The 17,587-nt window shown below is 61.1% G+C and carries 16 protein-coding genes; 9 read left to right on the top strand and 7 right to left on the bottom strand.

Annotated elements, in window-relative coordinates:
• The first annotated feature begins 79 nt into the window (after nt 1-79).
• Nucleotides 80-1,102 (top strand): LacI family DNA-binding transcriptional regulator, encoded by a 1,023-nt coding sequence (locus FFM81_RS02865; RefSeq protein ID WP_003566610.1) that lies wholly within the window; start codon nt 80-82, stop codon nt 1,100-1,102.
• A gap of 30 nt (nt 1,103-1,132) precedes the next feature.
• Nucleotides 1,133-2,095 carry a 2-hydroxyacid dehydrogenase gene (locus tag FFM81_RS02870; protein ID WP_138385320.1) on the top strand — a complete coding sequence of 321 codons (963 nt, stop codon included), beginning with the start codon at nt 1,133-1,135 and terminating at the stop codon, nt 2,093-2,095.
• A gap of 83 nt (nt 2,096-2,178) precedes the next feature.
• On the opposite strand, the gene FFM81_RS02875 is transcribed toward FFM81_RS02870, so the two are convergent.
• Entirely contained in the window at nt 2,179-2,958 is a 780-nt protein-coding gene (locus tag FFM81_RS02875; protein ID WP_138385321.1) for a gamma-glutamyl-gamma-aminobutyrate hydrolase family protein, read from the bottom strand.
• Between the two features lie 289 nt (nt 2,959-3,247).
• Between FFM81_RS02875 and FFM81_RS02880 the strand changes: the two genes are divergently transcribed.
• Nucleotides 3,248-4,354 carry a TRAP transporter substrate-binding protein gene (locus tag FFM81_RS02880; RefSeq protein WP_003566607.1) on the top strand — a complete coding sequence of 369 codons (1,107 nt, stop codon included), beginning with the start codon at nt 3,248-3,250 and terminating at the stop codon, nt 4,352-4,354.
• Nucleotides 4,355-4,425: 71 nt separating this feature from the next.
• Here the strand turns inward: FFM81_RS02880 and FFM81_RS02885 are convergent, their stop codons facing one another.
• On the bottom strand, nt 4,426-5,913 hold the full coding sequence (locus tag FFM81_RS02885) for a TRAP transporter large permease (protein WP_128399314.1): 1,488 nt from the start codon (nt 5,911-5,913) through the stop codon (nt 4,426-4,428).
• Between the two features lie 20 nt (nt 5,914-5,933).
• Nucleotides 5,934-6,473, bottom strand: coding sequence for a TRAP transporter small permease subunit (locus FFM81_RS02890; protein WP_138385322.1), 540 nt, complete (start codon nt 6,471-6,473; stop codon nt 5,934-5,936).
• A gap of 327 nt (nt 6,474-6,800) precedes the next feature.
• Here FFM81_RS02890 and FFM81_RS02895 point away from each other — a divergent pair, with 327 nt between their 5' ends.
• The 6 genes from FFM81_RS02895 (at nt 6,801) to FFM81_RS02920 (ending at nt 13,612) form a co-directional block, all read left to right on the top strand.
• Nucleotides 6,801-9,104: a putative bifunctional diguanylate cyclase/phosphodiesterase gene (locus FFM81_RS02895; protein ID WP_025417067.1), complete on the top strand. Its 2,304-nt coding sequence runs from the start codon at nt 6,801-6,803 to the stop codon at nt 9,102-9,104.
• A gap of 144 nt (nt 9,105-9,248) precedes the next feature.
• Entirely contained in the window at nt 9,249-10,001 is a 753-nt protein-coding gene (locus tag FFM81_RS02900; RefSeq protein ID WP_003566601.1) for an N-acyl amino acid synthase FeeM domain-containing protein, read from the top strand.
• A 235-nt stretch (nt 10,002-10,236) separates the two neighbouring features.
• Nucleotides 10,237-10,461 (top strand): aa3-type cytochrome c oxidase subunit IV, encoded by a 225-nt coding sequence (locus tag FFM81_RS02905; protein WP_003566599.1) that lies wholly within the window; start codon nt 10,237-10,239, stop codon nt 10,459-10,461.
• A gap of 202 nt (nt 10,462-10,663) precedes the next feature.
• Nucleotides 10,664-11,812, top strand: coding sequence for a Re/Si-specific NAD(P)(+) transhydrogenase subunit alpha (locus FFM81_RS02910; protein ID WP_003566597.1), 1,149 nt, complete (start codon nt 10,664-10,666; stop codon nt 11,810-11,812).
• Nucleotides 11,812-12,210, top strand: coding sequence for a proton-translocating transhydrogenase family protein (locus tag FFM81_RS02915; protein WP_003582338.1), 399 nt, complete (start codon nt 11,812-11,814; stop codon nt 12,208-12,210). Before FFM81_RS02910 ends, FFM81_RS02915 begins: the two co-directional genes overlap by 1 nt.
• 7 nt (nt 12,211-12,217) lie before the next feature.
• Nucleotides 12,218-13,612, top strand: coding sequence for an NAD(P)(+) transhydrogenase (Re/Si-specific) subunit beta (locus FFM81_RS02920; protein ID WP_138385323.1), 1,395 nt, complete (start codon nt 12,218-12,220; stop codon nt 13,610-13,612).
• 60 nt (nt 13,613-13,672) lie between these two features.
• On the opposite strand, the gene FFM81_RS02925 is transcribed toward FFM81_RS02920, so the two are convergent.
• The 4 genes from FFM81_RS02925 to rpsU form a co-directional block, all read right to left on the bottom strand.
• Nucleotides 13,673-14,152, bottom strand: coding sequence for a DUF992 domain-containing protein (locus tag FFM81_RS02925; protein WP_003566594.1), 480 nt, complete (start codon nt 14,150-14,152; stop codon nt 13,673-13,675).
• 183 nt (nt 14,153-14,335) lie between these two features.
• Nucleotides 14,336-15,988: a sensor histidine kinase gene (locus FFM81_RS02930; protein WP_003566593.1), complete on the bottom strand. Its 1,653-nt coding sequence runs from the start codon at nt 15,986-15,988 to the stop codon at nt 14,336-14,338.
• 235 nt (nt 15,989-16,223) lie between these two features.
• Nucleotides 16,224-17,093, bottom strand: coding sequence for a tetratricopeptide repeat protein (locus tag FFM81_RS02935; RefSeq protein ID WP_003566592.1), 870 nt, complete (start codon nt 17,091-17,093; stop codon nt 16,224-16,226).
• A 135-nt stretch (nt 17,094-17,228) separates the two neighbouring features.
• Nucleotides 17,229-17,444 carry a 30S ribosomal protein S21 gene (gene rpsU / locus FFM81_RS02940; protein ID WP_003542939.1) on the bottom strand — a complete coding sequence of 72 codons (216 nt, stop codon included), beginning with the start codon at nt 17,442-17,444 and terminating at the stop codon, nt 17,229-17,231.
• Nucleotides 17,445-17,587: the final 143 nt, after the last annotated feature.

A 17,587-nucleotide genomic window follows, 5' to 3' on the forward strand; every position in this document is an offset into this window, starting at 1 on the left:
TTTAATTAAACATTTTAAGGGGCCGCGCCGGTTTTCCGGCGAGGTCTCACTGTCTTGCGTGCTGCCTGGAGGAGGACACGTGGTCCAGAAGATCAAGCTTTCGACGATCGCCGAAACTCTCGGCATTTCAACGGCGACCGTATCGCTTGCCTTACGCGATAGCCCGCTTGTCGCCGGCAATACCCGGGAAAAGATCAAGGAACAGGCGCGCGCGCTCGGCTATATCTACAATCGCCGCGCCGCCAGCCTTCGCACCTCGCGCTCCGGCATCATCGGTGTCGTCGTGCACGACATCATGAACCCCTTCTACGGGGAAATCCTGAAGGCGATCGAAAGCGAGCTCGATCGCAGCCGCCACACGTTCATCCTTTCCAACCATTACGACAATGTCGAAAAGCAGCGTACCTTCATCGAGACGCTGCTGCAGCTCGGCGGCGACGGTGTCATCATGTCGCCGGCGATCGGCACGCCGCCTGAGGACGTGCAGCTGGCGGAAGAAAACGGCATGCCGGCGATCCTGGTCGCCCGCTCGATGGAGGGCCAAGACCTGCCGACCTATCGCGGCGATGACAGCTACGGCATCTCGCTGGCCACCAACCACTTGATCGGCCTTGGTCACCGCTCGATCGCGATGATCGGCGGCACGGACCAGACCTCGACTGGCCGCGATCGCTACCAGGGTTATGTCAATGCGCTGCGCAAGGCCGGCATCGAGGTCGATCCGAACCTGCGCATTCCCGGCCCGCGCTCGAAACAGGGCGGCTTCGAGGCCGCCGTGCACTTCCTGTCGCTGCCGCAGAAGCCGACGGCGGCCGTCTGCTGGAACGATCTCGTGGCGATCGGGTTGATGAACGGCATTGCGCGCGCCGGCTTGATGCCGGGACGCGACATTTCCGTTACCGGTTATGACGATCTCGAGGAGGCGTCGATTGCGACGCCGGCGCTGACGACCGTCTGGAACGGCCAGGCCGAGGTCGGGCGCCTGGCCGCCCGGGCGCTGCTCGATCGCCTGGCCGGCAGCCACGAGCCCGACGGCATGCATCTGATCAAGCCGGAAATGCGCATTCGCCAGTCCACCAGTCCCCATCGGCCCCGCGCCTGAACCAAGACGGCCGCCCCAAGAGGAAAAGCCATGTCCCGCATCGCCATTCTCGTTCCTGGGAAGATACACGAGCGTGTTCTCGAAAGCCTGAAGGATCGTTTTGAGATTATCGCCGTTCCGCGCGCGGAAAAGCTTGCACTCGACGGTGAGACCGCCGGCCGCATCCGCGGCGTTGCCGTCTCCGGCGCTTTTCCCGGCGCCTGGATGGATCAGTTGCCTGGTGTCGAGGTGATCGCCAGCTTCGGCGTCGGTTATGACGGTATGGATGTGAAGCGTGCCGCCGAAAAGGGCATCGTCGTCACCAATACGCCTGATGTTTTGACTGACGAGGTCGCCGATACGGCAATCGGTCTGCTCCTGAATACGATCCGCGAACTGCCGCGGGCCGAGGCCTGGCTGCGCGCCGGCAACTGGAAGCCGGGCGTGACCTATCCGCTGTCGCGCTTCTCGCTCAATGGCCGTCATGTCGGGCTCTACGGCCTTGGCCGCATTGGGCTTGAAATCGCCAAGCGTCTCGAGCCGTTCAAGGTGAAGATCAGCTATCACACGCGCTCGCGTCACGCCGATGCACCCTATGATTATCACCCGACGCTGAAGGGGCTGGCGGAAGCGGTGGATACGCTGATCGCCATCGTTCCGAAGACGCCGCAGACGCATAAAACGATCGATGCCGAGATTCTGGCAGCACTCGGCCCGGACGGCATTCTCGTCAATGTCGGCCGCGGCTGGAGCGTGGACGAGGAGGCGCTGAGCATGGCACTAACCTCCGGCGCGCTCGGAGCAGCCGGCCTCGATGTCTTCTATGATGAGCCCACAGTGCCGGCCGGCCTGTTGGAACCGGCCAATGCGGTGCTCCTGCCGCATGTTGCCTCCGCGTCGGTGCCGACCCGCAACGCCATGGCCGATCTCGTCGCCGATAATCTCATCGCCTGGTTCGAGACGGGAGCCGCGCTGACGCCGGTGCCGGAGACGCCGCAAAAGCGGAAGCGCTGAACCGCTCTCACTTTTGTTTTTACGCAATTCCGGACGGATAACCGCTTCGCACTTTTCCTGGAATTGCTCTCGCGACTGCGCCGTCAAACGATCGCCTGCGCGGAGGTGACCGGCAGCTTGCCGGCGGCGTAGGCGTGGACGGCGTCGCCGAAAGCTTCAAATAGCTGGTTCGAAGGCTTGTCGGTTTCGGCCCAGTACTCCGGATGCCATTGCACGCCGACGGCGAAGGCCTTGGCGTCGATGACGGAGACGGCCTCAACCGTGCCGTCTTCGGCGATCGCTTCCACCTGCAGGCGCGGCGCGGTCCTGGCGATCGCCTGCCGGTGCAGGGAATTCACGCGAATTTCGCCGGGGCCGAGAATGCTTGCGATGCAGGAGCCTTCCTTGACGTAGACGCTTTGGCGAACGGCGTACATGCCGTCGCGGTCGACGCCGTCCGGCCGGCGATGGTCCCAAATGCCGGGCTGCTCGTGGATCTCGCTTGCCAGCGAGCCACCGAGCGCGACGTTCAGCTCCTGGATGCCGCGGCAGATGGCGAACAGCGGGATGGCGCGGTCGATCGCGCGGCGGATCAGCGGCAGGCTGGTGGCGTCGCGGGCAGGGTCGAACGGACCGTCCCGCTCGTTCGCCTCGGCACCGTAGAGAGAAGGATGCACGTTGCTGGCCGAGCCGGAAACCAGGAGGCCGTCGACGCGGTCGAGGATCGCGTCGGTATCGTAGCCTGCCTCGAAGGCGGGGATGATGAAGGCCATGACGCCGGCTGCATTCAAGGCGGCCCTCACATATTGATGCTGCACGGCATGCCACGTCGCGCCGTCGAAGCTGCGGATATCGGCAGGAATGGCAACGATCGGTTTCGTCATATCAACCCCGGTAAAAACTTTCTGCACTGTGTTTCTGGCGCCAGAACGGCCCTTAAGTCAACGCTTGGCTGTGTCGGGGGGCCAAAATACGGCCGAAGCTGCCCTGGTTCCGGCTTGGCTGCTAAGCCGCTGATTTTGATAGTTGCACTCGCATTCTCCTATTGCCGTCTTGATGCCAAAGGCTAATAGACTAAAGCTTGAATCGCGGCCCCCGCCATGCTTAGGTTTGCCCCGGCTGCGGGTGGGGTGAAGATTGGCCGCGCAGTGCCATCTATACGGGAGGTTTTTGATGGATCGTCGTTCGTTTTTCAAGAAGGCGGGAACCGCCAGCGCCGGCGCGGTAGCCGCAACGGCATTGGCAGCGCCTGCGATCGCGCAGGAAAATCCGAAGATCGCGTGGCGCATGACGTCGTCGTTTCCGAAGAGCTTGGATACGATCTATGGCGGCGCCGAGGATATCGCCAAGCATGTCGCTGCCGCGACAGACGGCAATTTTACGATCCAGCCCTTCGCGGCCGGTGAAATCGTGCCTGGCCTGCAGGCCGTCGATGCGGTGGCCGCCGGCACGGTCGAGGCAGCCCATACGACCTCCTATTATTTCGTCGGCAAGGATCCGGCCTATGCCTTCGGAACGGCCATTCCCTTCGGGCTGAACAGCCGCCTGACCAATGCGTGGTTCTACGAGGGCAACGGCAACAAGCTGATGAACGAGTTCTACGCAACGCAGGGCATGTATGCCTTGCCGGCCGGCAATACCGGCGCGCAGATGGGCGGCTGGTTCCGCAAGGAGATCAATACGCTCGATGACCTCAAGGGGGTCAAGATGCGCATTGCCGGTCTTGCCGGCCGCGTCATGGAGAAGGTCGGCGTCGTCCCGCAGCAGATCGCCGGCGGCGACATCTATCCGGCGTTGGAAAAAGGCACGATCGATGCGGCAGAATTCGTCGGCCCCTATGACGACCTGAAGCTCGGCTTCCACAAGGTGGCGAAGTACTACTATTATCCGGGCTGGTGGGAAGGCGGCCCGACGGTGCATGGTTTCTTCAACCTTGAGAAATGGAGCAACCTGCCGAAGCATTATCAGGCGGCGCTGACCGATGCCTGCGCCTTCGCCAACACCAACATGCTGGCGAAGTACGACTCGAAGAATCCGACGGCGCTGAAGCAGCTCGTTGCGGAAGGTGCGACGCTGCGCCCGTTCAGCCAGGAGATCATGGAAGCCTGCTTCCAGGCGGCGACCGGCATCTACAGCGAAATCTCGGGCACCAACCAGTATTTCAAAAAGATCTACGAGGATCAGACCGCCTTCAAGCGGGACGCCTATCTCTGGATGCAGCTTTCGGAATACACTTTCGATACGTTCATGATGATCCAGCAGCGGGCCGGAAAGCTCTGAGGGCTTCCATCGGCGGCTGACACGAATATCAGAACCCCGGATCACTTGGTCCGGGGTTCTGTTTTAGCTCTTTATTTGGCGGGGGGCGGCGGTGCTCCTGGCAGGCCGAGTGGCGGCAGGGTCAGGCCGGGAATCTGCGGCGAGTCCTTGCCGCCGCCGAGTGGCGGCAGGCCGAGCTGGCCGCCGAAGCCCGGGACTTCGATCTTGATCGAGTTCGGGTCGACCTTCGGGCCGTGATCCAGCCAATAGGTCACCGATTGCGGCCAGAAGATTACGATCGCCACCAGGATCAGCTGCATGCCGACCCAGGGGAGCGCGCCCATGTAGATATCCGAGGTCTTGACGTCCTTGCTGGCGATCGAACGCAGGTAGAACAGCGCGAAGCCGAAGGGCGGATGCATGAAGCTCGTCTGCATGTTGACGCAGATCAGAACGCCGAACCAGATCAGGTCGATGCCGAGACTGGAGGCGACGGGGGCGAGCATCGGGATGACGATGAAGGCGATCTCGAAGAAATCGAGGAAGAAGGCGAGCACGAAGATGAAGATGTTGACGAAGATCAGAAAGCCGACTGGGCCGCCGGGAATGCCCGACAGCATGTGCTCGATCCAGCGCGAGCCGTCCATGCCCTGAAACACCAGGCTGAAGCAGGTGGAGCCGATCAGGATCATCACCACCATTGATGTGATGTGGGTGGTCGATGTCATCGCTTCGCGGATCAGCGGCCAGGTGAGGCGGCGATTCATGGCGGCGAGCGCCATGGCGCCGACGACGCCCAGCGCACCCGCTTCGGTCGGCGTTGCAAGGCCCATGAAGATCGTGCCGAGCACCAGGAAAATCAGCACGATCGAGGGCACCATGCCCATCAGCACCTTTACCAGCAGCGCCCAGTTGAAATCGCCGCGCACCTCTTTCGGCAGCGGCGGCATCGATTTCGGCCGGATGATCGACATCACCAGGATGAAGAGGATGAAAATCGTCACCTGCAGGATGGAGGGGCCGATGGCGCCGAGATACATGTCGCCGACCGACCGGCCGAGCTGATCGGCGAGAACGACGAGCACCAGCGAAGGCGGGATCACCTGCGTTATGGTGCCGGAAGCGGCGATGACGCCGGTGGCAAGGCGCGGGCTGTAGCCATAACGCAGCATGATCGGCAGCGAGATCACGCCCATGGTGATGACGGAGGCGGCCACCGTGCCGGTGATCGCGCCGAGCACGGCGCCGACGAGGATGACGGCATAGGCGAGGCCGCCGGGAATGCCGCCGAAGAGCTTGCCGGTGCCTTCGAGCAGATCTTCGGCAAGCCCGCAGCGTTCCAATATCGCTCCCATGAAGGTGAAGAAGGGAATTGCGAGCAGGAGGTCGTTGGAGACGATGCCGAAAAAGCGCAGCGGCAGCGCTTGCAGAAAGGCTTCGCTGAAATGGCCGGTGATGATGCCGATAATGCCGAAGAACATGCCGACGGCGGCGAGCGAAAAAGCGACCGGAAACCCGTAGAGCATGAAGATGACCATGCCTAGGAACATGGCCGGCGGAATGATGCCGAAATCAAACAAAACCGTTCCTCCAGGGCGCGCTACTGCAGCGGCTTTTCGTATTTGGTGTCGATGCTGATTTCGCCGGTGAGGGCGGCGATCCGCTTGATCACCTCGGAAACGCCTTGAAGGGAAAGCAGTGCGAAGCCAGCCACGAGGATCAGCTTCACGGGCCACCGGATCAGTCCGCCGGCGTTGCCCGATATTTCGCCCTGCTGGTAGGAGAGCGTGAAGAAGGGCCAGCATAGCCAAGTGAGGAATATGCAGACGGGAATGAGAAAGATGAGGAGGCCGACGATGTCGATCCAGATCTTCGCTTTGTCGGAAACCGCACCATAGATCAGGTCGACGCGGACATGCTCGTTGTTGCGCAACGCATGCGAGGCGCCGAGCATCACGACGAAGGCGAAGAGATACCATTGGATCTCGAGCCAGCCGTTCGAACTGTAGTTGAAGGCGTAGCGGACGATGGCGTTTCCGGCGCTGATCAGACAGCAGAACAGCACCATATATTCGGAAAGTTTGCCCATGATCCGACTGACCGAATCGATCAGCCGGCTTGCCGCCAGAAGTCCCGACATTCGTTTCCCTTGTTCTTGTCCTGCCGTTTTTCCGGCAGCTTTCCCTCTTGCAATCGATGTAGACCACGGCCTTCGAAATTGGAAGGATAAATGCCTCGCCTTAGAGTATAGTCTTAGATCCGATGACCAGGCAGTGTGAGTGTCTCATAATTCAACAACCCTGGCGTGGATAAAAAATTTCAATAATCTCGCCAAAAGGCTGCAACGGCGCGTCTAGGATGTCCGGTTCATCCTATGGTTTTAGAAAATTTACCCAAATGTTTGATTCCATTGAAATCAATTTTTAAAGGGTTGAGCCTAGAATTCCCGCGCACAGGGAAAGTGTGGATGAAGCCGGATAACCCGAACAGGGTCCCTTTAGATGTGTATCTGTCGTTTGTGAGCTCCCTTTCCGGGAACCGCATGACGCTTCTCGTTGGCGTGATCGTGCATGTTGCGACGTGCCTTGCAGTGGCTGCCAAGACGCAATACTCCATCTACATCCTGCTGTCGGCCGCCTTCCTTCTGGTTTTCGGCGCTCGCATGGCCATCTTCCGGCAGTTCGATCGTGTCGACAAGCAAAGTCTGTCGCACGCCCGAATCGAGCGTTGGGAGTGGATTCTGGTTGCCAGCGGATCCTGCACCACCGCGCTCCTCGGTATCGCCAGCGGCTACGCCATCTTCGTCGTGCATGATTCCTTTGCGGAGCTTGCCTGCATTTCCGTCACCATGGCGACCATGGTTTCCGTCGTCGGCCGCAATTACGGCTCGCGCTTCGCAGTCGACCTCCAGACGTTCTTTTGCTGCCTGCCGATGATCATCGGCAGCCTGCTGGCGCTGGATTTTTATCGTGGTCTGCTGTCGATCTTCCTCATTCCTTTCTGGCTGACGACCCGGGCCATGGCGAATGGTGTGCGCGAGTTTCTCTTCGAGAATGTCATTGCGCGCCGGGAAATCACCATCATCGCCGACCGTTTCGACACGGCGCTCAACAACATGCCGCACGGCTTGGTCATGGTCGATGCCGAAAACCGCATCCAGGTCGTCAATCGCAAGGCCTGCGAGCTTCTGAAGATCGGTGCGCCGGAACGGCTGAAGGAGCGCGACCTCGGCGCCGTGCTGCGTTACGGCGCGCGCTACAGCTTCATGGACGCCTCGCAGCCGGAGCTCATCCTGCGCCAACTGACCCAGGTCGCCGAAGGCAACCTATCGCGCACGCTCATACATTTCCCCGAGGGTCTGTCGCTGGAATTCTCCGCCAGCCGAAGGGCCGATGGCGGCGCCGTGCTGATCTTCGAGGATGTGTCGAGCCGGGTGAAGGCGGAACAGAAGATCATGCATATGGTCCGCTTCGACGCGCTGACGGGCCTGCCGAACAGAGAGTATTTCGGGCAACTGGTGCAGGAGTATCTCGCCAAACATCAGCGGAAGTCCGGGCCGCTCGGCTTCATGGTTCTCGATATCGACGAATTCAAACATGTCAACGACATGCGTGGCCACGTCACCGGCGATCATCTGCTCTGCGCTATCGCCGCCCGGATCAAGCAGGCCTCCGGCAACGCCATTCTCGGCCGGCTGATGGGCGACCAGTTCATCCTGTTCTTTCCGCATGCGAAGGAGCCGGCCTCCCTCGACGTCGAGATCCGCCGCGTGCACGCTGCCATCCAGGGCCATTACGCGGTCGATGAGCTGACCTTCCTGGTTTCGCTCAGTGCCGGTTACGCGATTCTCGAGAGCACCGCCTTCGCGATGGACGAATGGAGCGTCAAGGCGGATCTTGCCCTGTTCGAAAGCAAGTCGCGCTTCAGGGGCGGCATATCCGGCTTCGAGCGGGAGATGGATGGCCGCTATATCGAGCAGCAGAAGCTGAAGGCGGATCTGCGCGAAGCGGTTTCCGCCCAGGCATTACATCTGGTCTTTCAGCCGATGTTCCGGGCCGACGGTTCGCGGATCGAATGCGCCGAGGCCTTGGCGCGCTGGGTGCATCCGGAGAAGGGTTCGATCCCGCCCGATGTCTTCATCCGGCTCGCAGAGGATATGGGCATCATCTCCGACATTACCCGCTTCGTCCTGTTCAAGGCATGCGGCGAATGCATGAACTGGCCTGATCATATCGCCGTCTCGGTCAATCTCTCGGCGCGGGACCTTAGGGATGCCGACATCCTCTCGGTGGTCGCCGACGCGCTTGCCCATTCCGGACTCGATGCGGCGCGGCTGCATCTCGAAATCACAGAAAGCTGCCTGATCGACGAGCCTGCGGCCGTGCGTGCCATCCTGGCGGAGCTCAGGGCCCGCGGCATCACCATCGCCATCGACGATTTCGGCACCGGCTTCTCCAGTCTCAGCTATCTCGACACGCTGCCGCTCGATATCGTCAAGATCGATCGCTCCTTCGTCCGCAACATCGTTGAGGATAACCGCCGCCTCAAGCTGTTGCGCGGCACGGTCCATCTCGCCCGCGAATTGGGACTGAAGATCGTCATCGAGGGCGTCGAGACCGACGAGCAACTCGCCCTGCTCAACAAGCACCGCAGCACCGATCTCGTGCAAGGCTATGTTTTCTCTCAGCCGGTGCCTTCCAAGAACATCCCGCTGTTACAGCAGGGCATCGGCCGCCGGACCGTTCAGCGTCGCCGCAACAAGGTCGCCTGAGCGCTCCGCTGCCACATTTTTTTTCCGCTGAAAACCTTTCGCGACGTTAACCTTAATACTTTATATACGGGCCGAATTATCGGATTTCCTTGCCTAAATTTCGCTGGCGTATGATTAATGATCCGTTAACGAGCGGATCAAAATATGTCAGACACACTGTTCACGCGTAATGATTTCAGCACGAAAATTTTGGAAATTTTGGACCACGTCGAATATCGCCGTGTTGAGAGCAGCGAAGACATGGAGGAGGTGGAACGGCTGCGCTACAAGGCGTACAAGGCCCACGGTGCGCTTTCGCTTGCCCCGGAAGGTCTGTTGGACGATGTCGATTTCGACAGCCATGCCTATATCTTTGGCCTGTACTATTATGGCGAACTGGTCAGTACGATTCGAATTCACTATGTGACGCCGGAGCATCGTATCAGCCGGTCCGGAGAGGCCTTTCCCGAGGCGATGGATGAGCTTCTGGACGCCGGGCTGACCTTGATCGACCCGGCGCGTTTCGCGGCCGATCCTGAACTCACCGCCAACATGCCATGGGTTCCCTATCTGACGCTGAGACCCGCCATCGTGGCGGCAGCCTATTTCCGGGCGGACCGCGTTATTCAGTCCGTCCGGCCGCCGCATGCCGCCTTCTATAAGCGGGTCTTCTATGCCGATACGATTGTGCCCGGCCGACTGGCGGAGAGTTACGGGGTTGACGTGACGCTGATGTCGACGAATGTGATCGAGGTCGGACGCAAGCTGTTGACGCGTTACCCCTTCTTCATCTCCAGCGCCAGCGAGCAGCGCATGATGTTTTCGCGCAATCCCAACGACACATTGCCGCCGCTCACCATCATTCCGACGGCGCGCTTCGTGCCGCAAGGCCAACTTGGAACCGACTTGCCGCTCTGATTTCTTCCTCTCTTCCGGGAGAGGACCTGGGTTAGAATAATGAGGGGCGATGACCAGATCCGCAGTCAGCGCCCCTCATGTTTTTTCGCCTCGGGATAGGTGGTTTTGACGCGAGGCTGCGGCATTCTCATGCATTGCGCTTTCCTCTCTCATTGTGTAATTCCTGCAAGCAGGGATTTCCCTCGCCAGCCGGGGGAATCAGGCAGCGCAGAGGCATTTCAGGGAGACGATATTTATGGCTGAACATCATACCGGACCGGTCGAGACCGGCGCGCCGATGGACTACAAGGAACATGAAAAGACCTACGACATGTTCATCACCGCCACGAAATACGGCTCGATGCTTCTCATCGTCCTCCTGCTTGCGATGACCGCCGGTTTCTTCGGCGGCGCCGGCCTTCTTGGCGGTCTCTTCGTTTTCATCATTCTACTCGCTGTCGGCGTCTTCCTGTTCCGCTGATCGCGGCAAAGGGGAGGGCTTCGCCGAAGCTTTGTGACCGAGGCGCGTCGCGATCTTTCAGATTCGCTCTTCGCGCTTCAGGTCTTTACTTTCTCGTTATCGTTATCGCAGGACCGACGGACAGTTTTGCGCGACATGCTTTAGGTGCTTGGCCTGCGCAGGGAAGCCTGCGGCGGTCTGGCTGACCCGGAGGAGGGGGCAGTTGGGCAATATCGTTTTCGTTGCAAGAGAAATTGCAGGCGAGGAGACGCGTGTCGCGGCCTCCGCCGAGACCGTGAAGAAAATGAAGAATTTCGGCTTCGACGTCGTCGTCGAAGCCGGTGCCGGTGCGGCGTCGCGCCTTCCGGACGGAGAGTTCGAGGCCGCCGGCGCCCGGATCGGCAGTTTTGCCGATGCAGCCGCCGCCGACGTGGTGCTCAAGGTGCGCCGCCCGAGCCCATCGGAGATATCGGGTTACAAGAGCGGTGCTGTCGTCATCGCCATCATGGACCCTTACGGCAACGACGAGGCGATCGCGGCTCTGGCAAGTGCCGGGCTTTCGGCCTTCGCGATGGAACTGATGCCGCGCATTACCCGCGCCCAGTCCATGGACGTGCTGTCGTCCCAGGCCAATCTCGCCGGCTATCAGGCCGTCATCGAGGCGGCTGCGGTTTATGACCGCGCCATGCCGATGATGATGACGGCGGCCGGCACCGTGCCAGCCGCCAAGGTCTTCGTCATGGGCGCCGGCGTCGCCGGCCTGCAGGCGATCGCCACGGCGCGGCGCCTGGGTGCTGCGGTCTCGGCCACCGACGTTCGTCCGGCCGCCAAGGAACAGGTCGCCTCGCTCGGCGCCAAGTTCATCGCCGTCGAGGACGAGGAGTTCAAGGCGGCGGAAACAGCCGGAGGCTATGCCAAGGAAATGTCCGCCGACTATCAAGGCAAGCAGGCAGCCCTGGTGGCCGAACATATCGCCAAGCAGGATATCGTCATCACCACGGCGCTAATCCCCGGTCGCGCGGCGCCGCGGCTCGTTTCGCGGGCCATGCTCGCCGCGATGAAGCCGGGCGCTGTTGCCGTCGATCTCGCGGTCGAGCGCGGCGGCAATATCGAGGGTGTCGTTGCCGGCGAGATCGCCGATGTCGACGGCGTCAAGGTGATCGGTTTCGCCAATATGCCGGGCCGGGTCGCGGCCAGTGCTTCGGCGCTCTACGCCAAGAACCTCGTCACCTTCCTCGAGACCATGGTCAACAAGGAAACCAGGACGGTTGTCGTCAATCTCGACGACGAACTCGTCAAGGCGACGATGCTGACTTATGCCGGCGACGTGGTGCATCCCGCCTTCGGCGGCGCGAAGAAGGGAGATCTCTGATGGCCAGTGAAGCAATGGACAGAGCGCTTCAGCAACTGAACGACGCGGTAACGGCCGTCGCCACCGCAGCTGCCCACGCCCCGGAGGCGGCAAGTGCTGCCACCGGTGGGGCGATCGATCCCTTCGTCTTTCAGCTAGCGATCTTCGTCTTATCGATCTTCGTCGGTTATTACGTCGTCTGGTCGGTAACGCCGGCGCTGCATACGCCGCTGATGGCGGTCACCAATGCGATCTCCTCGGTCATCGTCGTCGGCGCGCTGCTGGCGGTTGGCATCTCCACCAGCGGGCTTGCGACCGGCTTCGGCTTTGTTGCCCTGGTGTTGGTCTCGGTGAACATCTTCGGCGGCTTCCTGGTCACGCAGCGGATGCTTTCGATGTACCGCAAGAAGGACAGGTGAGGGATCGATGACCAATATCGCAGCTTTCCTCTACCTCGTCTCCGGCGTCCTCTTCATCCTGGCGCTTCGCGGTCTTTCCCATCCGGCGACGAGCCGCAAGGGCAATCTCTACGGCATGGTCGGCATGGGGATCGCCATCCTCACGACGCTGGTGCTGGCGACGCCCAACTTCGGCGGCTTCGTGCTGATCGTTCTCGGCCTTGCCATCGGCGGCAGCGTCGGCGCCTATGTCGCCCGCACCATTGCCATGACCTCGATGCCGCAGCTCGTTGCCGGCTTCCATTCGCTGGTCGGCCTTGCCGCCGTGCTGGTTGCAGCCTCGGCGCTCTATACGCCCGCCTCCTTCGGCATCGGCGAGATCGGCCACATCCACACCGAAGCGCGGGTCGAGATGGCGCTCGGCGTGGCGATCGGTGCGCTCACCTTCACCGGCTCGATCATTGCCTTCCTGAAACTCGACGGGCGCATGTCCGGCAAGCCGATCATGCTACCCTACCGGCATCTGATCAACGCGACCCTGCTGGCGCTGATCGTGCTCTTCATCATCGGACTTGCCGTGACGGAAAGCCATTTCGACTTCTGGGCTGTCGTGGCGCTGTCGCTGGTGCTCGGCGTGCTGCTGATCGTGCCGATCGGCGGCGCCGACATGCCGGTCGTCGTCTCGATGCTGAATTCCTATTCCGGCTGGGCTGCGGCGGGCATCGGCTTCACGCTCGGCAATCTGGCGCTGATCATCACGGGCGCGCTCGTCGGTTCCTCCGGCGCGATCCTGTCCTATATCATGTGCAAGGGCATGAACCGCTCCTTCGTCTCCGTCATCCTCGGCGGTTTCGGCGGCGAGACGGCGTCCAGCGGGCCTGACACCACAGACAAGACGGTCAAGCTCGGCTCGGCCGAGGATGCGGCCTATCTGATGGCCAATGCCTCGAAGGTCATCATCGTGCCGGGTTACGGCATGGCGGTTGCCCAGGCCCAGCATGCGCTGCGCGAACTCGCCGACAATCTCAAGAAGAACGGCGTCGAAGTGAAATATGCGATCCACCCGGTCGCCGGCCGCATGCCCGGCCATATGAACGTGCTGCTGGCCGAAGCCAATGTTCCCTATGATGAGGTTTTCGAGCTCGAGGACATCAATTCGGAATTTGCCCAGGCCGACGTCGCCTATGTCATCGGTGCCAACGACGTCACCAATCCGGCGGCCCGCGACGACAAGACCTCGCCGATCTACGGCATGCCGATCCTCGACGTCGACCGAGCCAAGACCTGCCTCTTCGTCAAGCGCTCGCTCGGCTCGGGTTATGCCGGTATCGACAATACGCTGTTCTACAAGGACGGCACGATGATGCTGCTCGGCGATGCCAAGAAGATGACCGAGGATATCAACAAGGCCATCGCGCATTGATGAACTTAGATACAGCCGCCTTCGGGCGGCTGTTCGAACCAGGTTGGACGTCTGTTTTTATCATATCTCGCCCGGCACCAGGGTCATCTTCTCGACGCCGATCGCCAGGTTCAGCCCTTCCTGGGCCTGGACATTCAATGGCTGCAGCATGAAGGCCTTGTTGGTGCCGCCGGCAATCACCTTGGCGCCGGCGCCGGCACCAAGGCTCGCATCAGCGCCGATGCCGTAATATTCGCCGGCAAGGGCGAATTGCGGGACATCCGTGCCGGTCTTGGCCAGCACCTGCCAGATCATCACGCTCTTGCCGGTCTGGCCGATATCGAGACCGAACTTCTCGATTTTACCGGCATAGACAGCCTTGGCGCCGCCTGATGCCGGCGTGTAGGTGCAGATGAGGTTCTTCTGCGAGGTGATGATCAGACCCTGGCCGCCATCCGATCCGCAGACCAGGCGGCCAAGCGTGACATAATTTTCCGCGCCTGCTGGACTTGCCCAGGCAGCGGCTGCCAGAGCCGCGGCAATGATCGTGTGCTTGAACATGGTCTTTCTCCTTGGAAACGACCTGTTCGAAACGGGTAGAGATAGCGATTGTTCCTGAGTTAGAGCGGTTCAGGTTTCACGGAAACGCCGAACCGCTCTAACCTTTTGTTTTTACGCAATTCCCGGCAAAAGCGCTACGCGCTTTGCCTGGGAAAACCGCTTCGCACTTTTTCTGGAATTGCTCTAGTCCCGTTCCAGCGTGGCGCGCTGCGCCGTCAGCACCCACAACAGGCCTTCGGGCCGAAAATCGACCTGAACCGTGCCGCGGAAGGCGGAGGCGGCATGGGCCTTGATAACGGTCGTGCCAAAACCCGAGCGGGTCGGCTCTGCGACAGGCGGGCCGCCGCTTTCCTCCCAGGTGAAGCGGAGCAGGGCATCCGGCTTGTCTTCCTCCCTGACGTCGCGCCATTCGAAGCGGACCCGGCCTTGCGGGACGGAGAGCGCACCGTATTTTACTGAGTTTGTGGCGAGTTCATGCAGGGCAAGGCCGAGATTCTGCACCGCATCCGGCTTCAGCACGAAGTCTTCGCCTGAGATATCGATCTGGTCGCGCGATTGCGGGAAGGCCTGCAGGTGGATGTCGACGACCCGCCGCAGCGACACGCCCCCCCATTGCTCACTGGTCAGCAGCTCGATCGAACGCACCAGCCCCTCGAGGCGATCGGCGACGGCGGCCTGAAAGGTCTCGACGCTGTCGGCCTGTTTGGCGAGCTGGCGCATCATGGCCTGGGCAAGTGTCAGAAGGTTTTTGGTGCGGTGGACGAGCTCGTGCATGACGAAGCGCAGCCGGTCCTCGGTCTGGCTGCGATCGAAGGAGGCATTCGAAAGGGCGATCGCCACCTGGTTCGCCTCGATGACGCTGGTCTCGACCGGCGAGACGATATGGCCTTCGCCCATGCGGTTGGCCATTTCGGCGATATCGCGGATGGTGGTGCGCACCTGCCTTGCAACGGCATAGGCGCCGAGCACAGCGACGAGCACCAGGGCTACGCCGCCGACGATGAGGAAACGCCAGGTGCTGAGAATCGAAGCCTGGGCGATCGGTCCCCAGATCACCGTTTTCCACGACCAGCCGGGAATCCTGGCATAACCGAGCAGCATGTGCGGCAGGATCGTCTCGTCCTGGAAGACGCCGCGTGACGCGGTGAACGCCGGCAGGATGCGTGGGTCGAAGGACGTGCCGGGTTCGAGATTGGCGGGGCCGGTGGCGGCGACGACGTGACCGCTCTGGTCGATGACGGCGGCCGACCAGCCCGGGGCAAGACCCTCGGTCGTCACGAGCTTGCCCAGATCCTTGGCATCCTGCGTGATGATGAGGGCTGCGACGGGATCGTCCGCGCGCGGCAGGGTGACGTTATAGACCCAATCGCCGCTGGTCCGGCCGCGGAAGACGTCCGATGCCTCAATGCGACCGGAGGCCATGGCGGCTTCAAGGGAGGGGATGTTCGCCGTCTTGCCCAGCGGCGTGCCGAAAGCCCGGCGCGTGTTCAACAGCTGCTGGCCGGTGCGATCGACGGCGATGACGAACAGCGTATTGTCTCGGAGGGCCGTTTCCGTGCGCTCGTGGAAGGCGGCGAGATTACCATTTTCGAGCTCCGGTGAGCTCGAAAGCAGCCGCAGCGTCGTTGCCATATCCTGAAGCTGGCGGTCGATGATGCGCGAAAGCGCAAGCGCATCCTGGGCCGTCTCTCGCCTCAGCGTCGAACGTTGGTTGTCCTCAAGTTGCAGCAGAAGGAGCGTTACAAAGGCGAAGATCGGCAGGGCGATCGCCACCGCCATGGCGACGAGATAGGTGCCGATCGAGGCCTTGGGAAAGAACAGCGCGACGATCTTCATCTGTTTCGCCACGTCTCATGCACTGGCTGCCGGCAAGGGCTTTTGCGTGCGGTCAGGAAAGCAAAGATCCGCATCTCTCGCAAGCCGCCCTCAAACTGTTTCGAACGCCCGATAGCAAGCTATCGAAGCAGCGACATGTTAGGGGGAGCAAGACGAGGTTGCAACATACTATAATATGTCATCGAGGACGGCGGACCATGTGGCGGCCGAGATATCGGCCGCCCGACTGATGTCCTTAGCCGGCTGGGGCGACGCCGACGCGGGCAAGGCCGTCGCGAGCCGGCTGGTATTTGGGATCGAGGCCGACGGCGTGGCGATAGGAGCGGGCAGCCTTCGCCTTGTCGCCGCGCCGCTCATAAACCAGCGCCTGGTTGGCCCAGGATTCGGCGATGTTGCCATTGAGTTCGATTGCATGGTTGAAATCGGCAAAGGCGTTGTCGTTGTCGTTCAGCGCGATATAGGAAATGCCGCGGCCATTATAGGGCTCGGGCGAATTCGGCGCGAGCGAGATCGCCTTCGAGAAATCGTCGATCGCCTTGTCCTGCTGATTGCGCTTCTGATAGATCAGGCCACGATTGTGATAGGCGCGGCCGTCCGTGGTGCCGAGCTGGATCGCCTTGTCGAAATCGTTGAACGCCTGGTCGTCCTGGCCGGCCATGCGATAGACGTTACCGCGGCCGATATAGGCGACGTCGTAACTCGGGTTGATCTGCAGCGCGGCATTGTAGTCGCTGATCGCCTGGGCCTGCTGGCCCATGTTGCGATAGACCAGGGCGCGGTTGGCATAAGCCTGGAAAAACCGCGGATTGATCTGCAATGCGGTGTTGAAATCGTTCAGCGCCTGGCGGAACTGGCCACCGCGGCCATAGGCGGAACCGCGGACGTTGTAGCCTTCGGGATCCTTGGGATTGGCGTTGATGACTGCCGTCAGCGAGGCGATATTCTCTTCCGAACCCTGCGCCTTATCGATGCGGATCACGGCATCTGTGGTGTTTGTCGTCTCACAGCCGGCGAGGCCAAACATTGCCGCCAGCGCCAAAGCGGGCAGGAATGCGGTTTTCTGCAGGCGCCAGGCGCGGGACGGATTGAAGGTGTTGACAGCCATTCGGGCTCGCTTTCCCCATGCGGCATATCCGATACCGGGATATGCGATCTTCAGCGGCAAACTAAAAAAGGCGGTGGCGAACCTATCGCCCCCGCCACAATGCATCCGAAAACGTCAAAAAAACGACAGCAACGCTCAGCGTGCTGCGACCAGACCTTCGCGCTGGGCGCGCTTGCGGGCCAGCTTGCGAACGCGGCGAACGGCTTCTGCCTTTTCGCGAGCACGCTTCTGCGACGGCTTCTCGTAGTAGTCGCGCATCTTCATTTCGCGGAAAATGCCTTCGCGCTGCATCTTCTTCTTGAGAGCGCGGAGAGCCTGATCGACATTGTTATCGCGGACAAGTACCTGCACGAGAATCACGTTCCTTTGGTTGGTTGATGCCGGCGGCGGCGCAGCGCCAGGGGCAAAAATATAACGTTCGCGCGGCCGCAGCCTTGCGATTGGTGATGCGGGATAGCAGATCGGGTATAAGAAGTCCAGATGCATATGGAAGC

Origin of the sequence: Rhizobium hidalgonense (genome assembly GCF_005862185.2) — a bacterium.
GTDB classification, from domain to species: Bacteria; Pseudomonadota; Alphaproteobacteria; order Rhizobiales; family Rhizobiaceae; genus Rhizobium; species Rhizobium hidalgonense.

Coding starts and splice junctions, on each gene's coding strand:
- FFM81_RS02870 (WP_138385320.1), top strand. CDS start 1,133: ATGTCCCGCATCGCCATTCTCGTTCCTGGGAAGATACACGAGCGTGTT.
- FFM81_RS02875 (WP_138385321.1), bottom strand. CDS start 2,958: ATGACGAAACCGATCGTTGCCATTCCTGCCGATATCCGCAGCTTCGAC.
- FFM81_RS02880 (WP_003566607.1), top strand. CDS start 3,248: ATGGATCGTCGTTCGTTTTTCAAGAAGGCGGGAACCGCCAGCGCCGGC.
- FFM81_RS02890 (WP_138385322.1), bottom strand. CDS start 6,473: ATGTCGGGACTTCTGGCGGCAAGCCGGCTGATCGATTCGGTCAGTCGG.
- FFM81_RS02895 (WP_025417067.1), top strand. CDS start 6,801: ATGAAGCCGGATAACCCGAACAGGGTCCCTTTAGATGTGTATCTGTCG.
- FFM81_RS02900 (WP_003566601.1), top strand. CDS start 9,249: ATGTCAGACACACTGTTCACGCGTAATGATTTCAGCACGAAAATTTTG.
- FFM81_RS02905 (WP_003566599.1), top strand. CDS start 10,237: ATGGCTGAACATCATACCGGACCGGTCGAGACCGGCGCGCCGATGGAC.
- FFM81_RS02915 (WP_003582338.1), top strand. CDS start 11,812: ATGGCCAGTGAAGCAATGGACAGAGCGCTTCAGCAACTGAACGACGCG.
- FFM81_RS02920 (WP_138385323.1), top strand. CDS start 12,218: ATGACCAATATCGCAGCTTTCCTCTACCTCGTCTCCGGCGTCCTCTTC.
- FFM81_RS02925 (WP_003566594.1), bottom strand. CDS start 14,152: ATGTTCAAGCACACGATCATTGCCGCGGCTCTGGCAGCCGCTGCCTGG.
- FFM81_RS02930 (WP_003566593.1), bottom strand. CDS start 15,988: ATGAAGATCGTCGCGCTGTTCTTTCCCAAGGCCTCGATCGGCACCTAT.
- FFM81_RS02935 (WP_003566592.1), bottom strand. CDS start 17,093: ATGGCTGTCAACACCTTCAATCCGTCCCGCGCCTGGCGCCTGCAGAAA.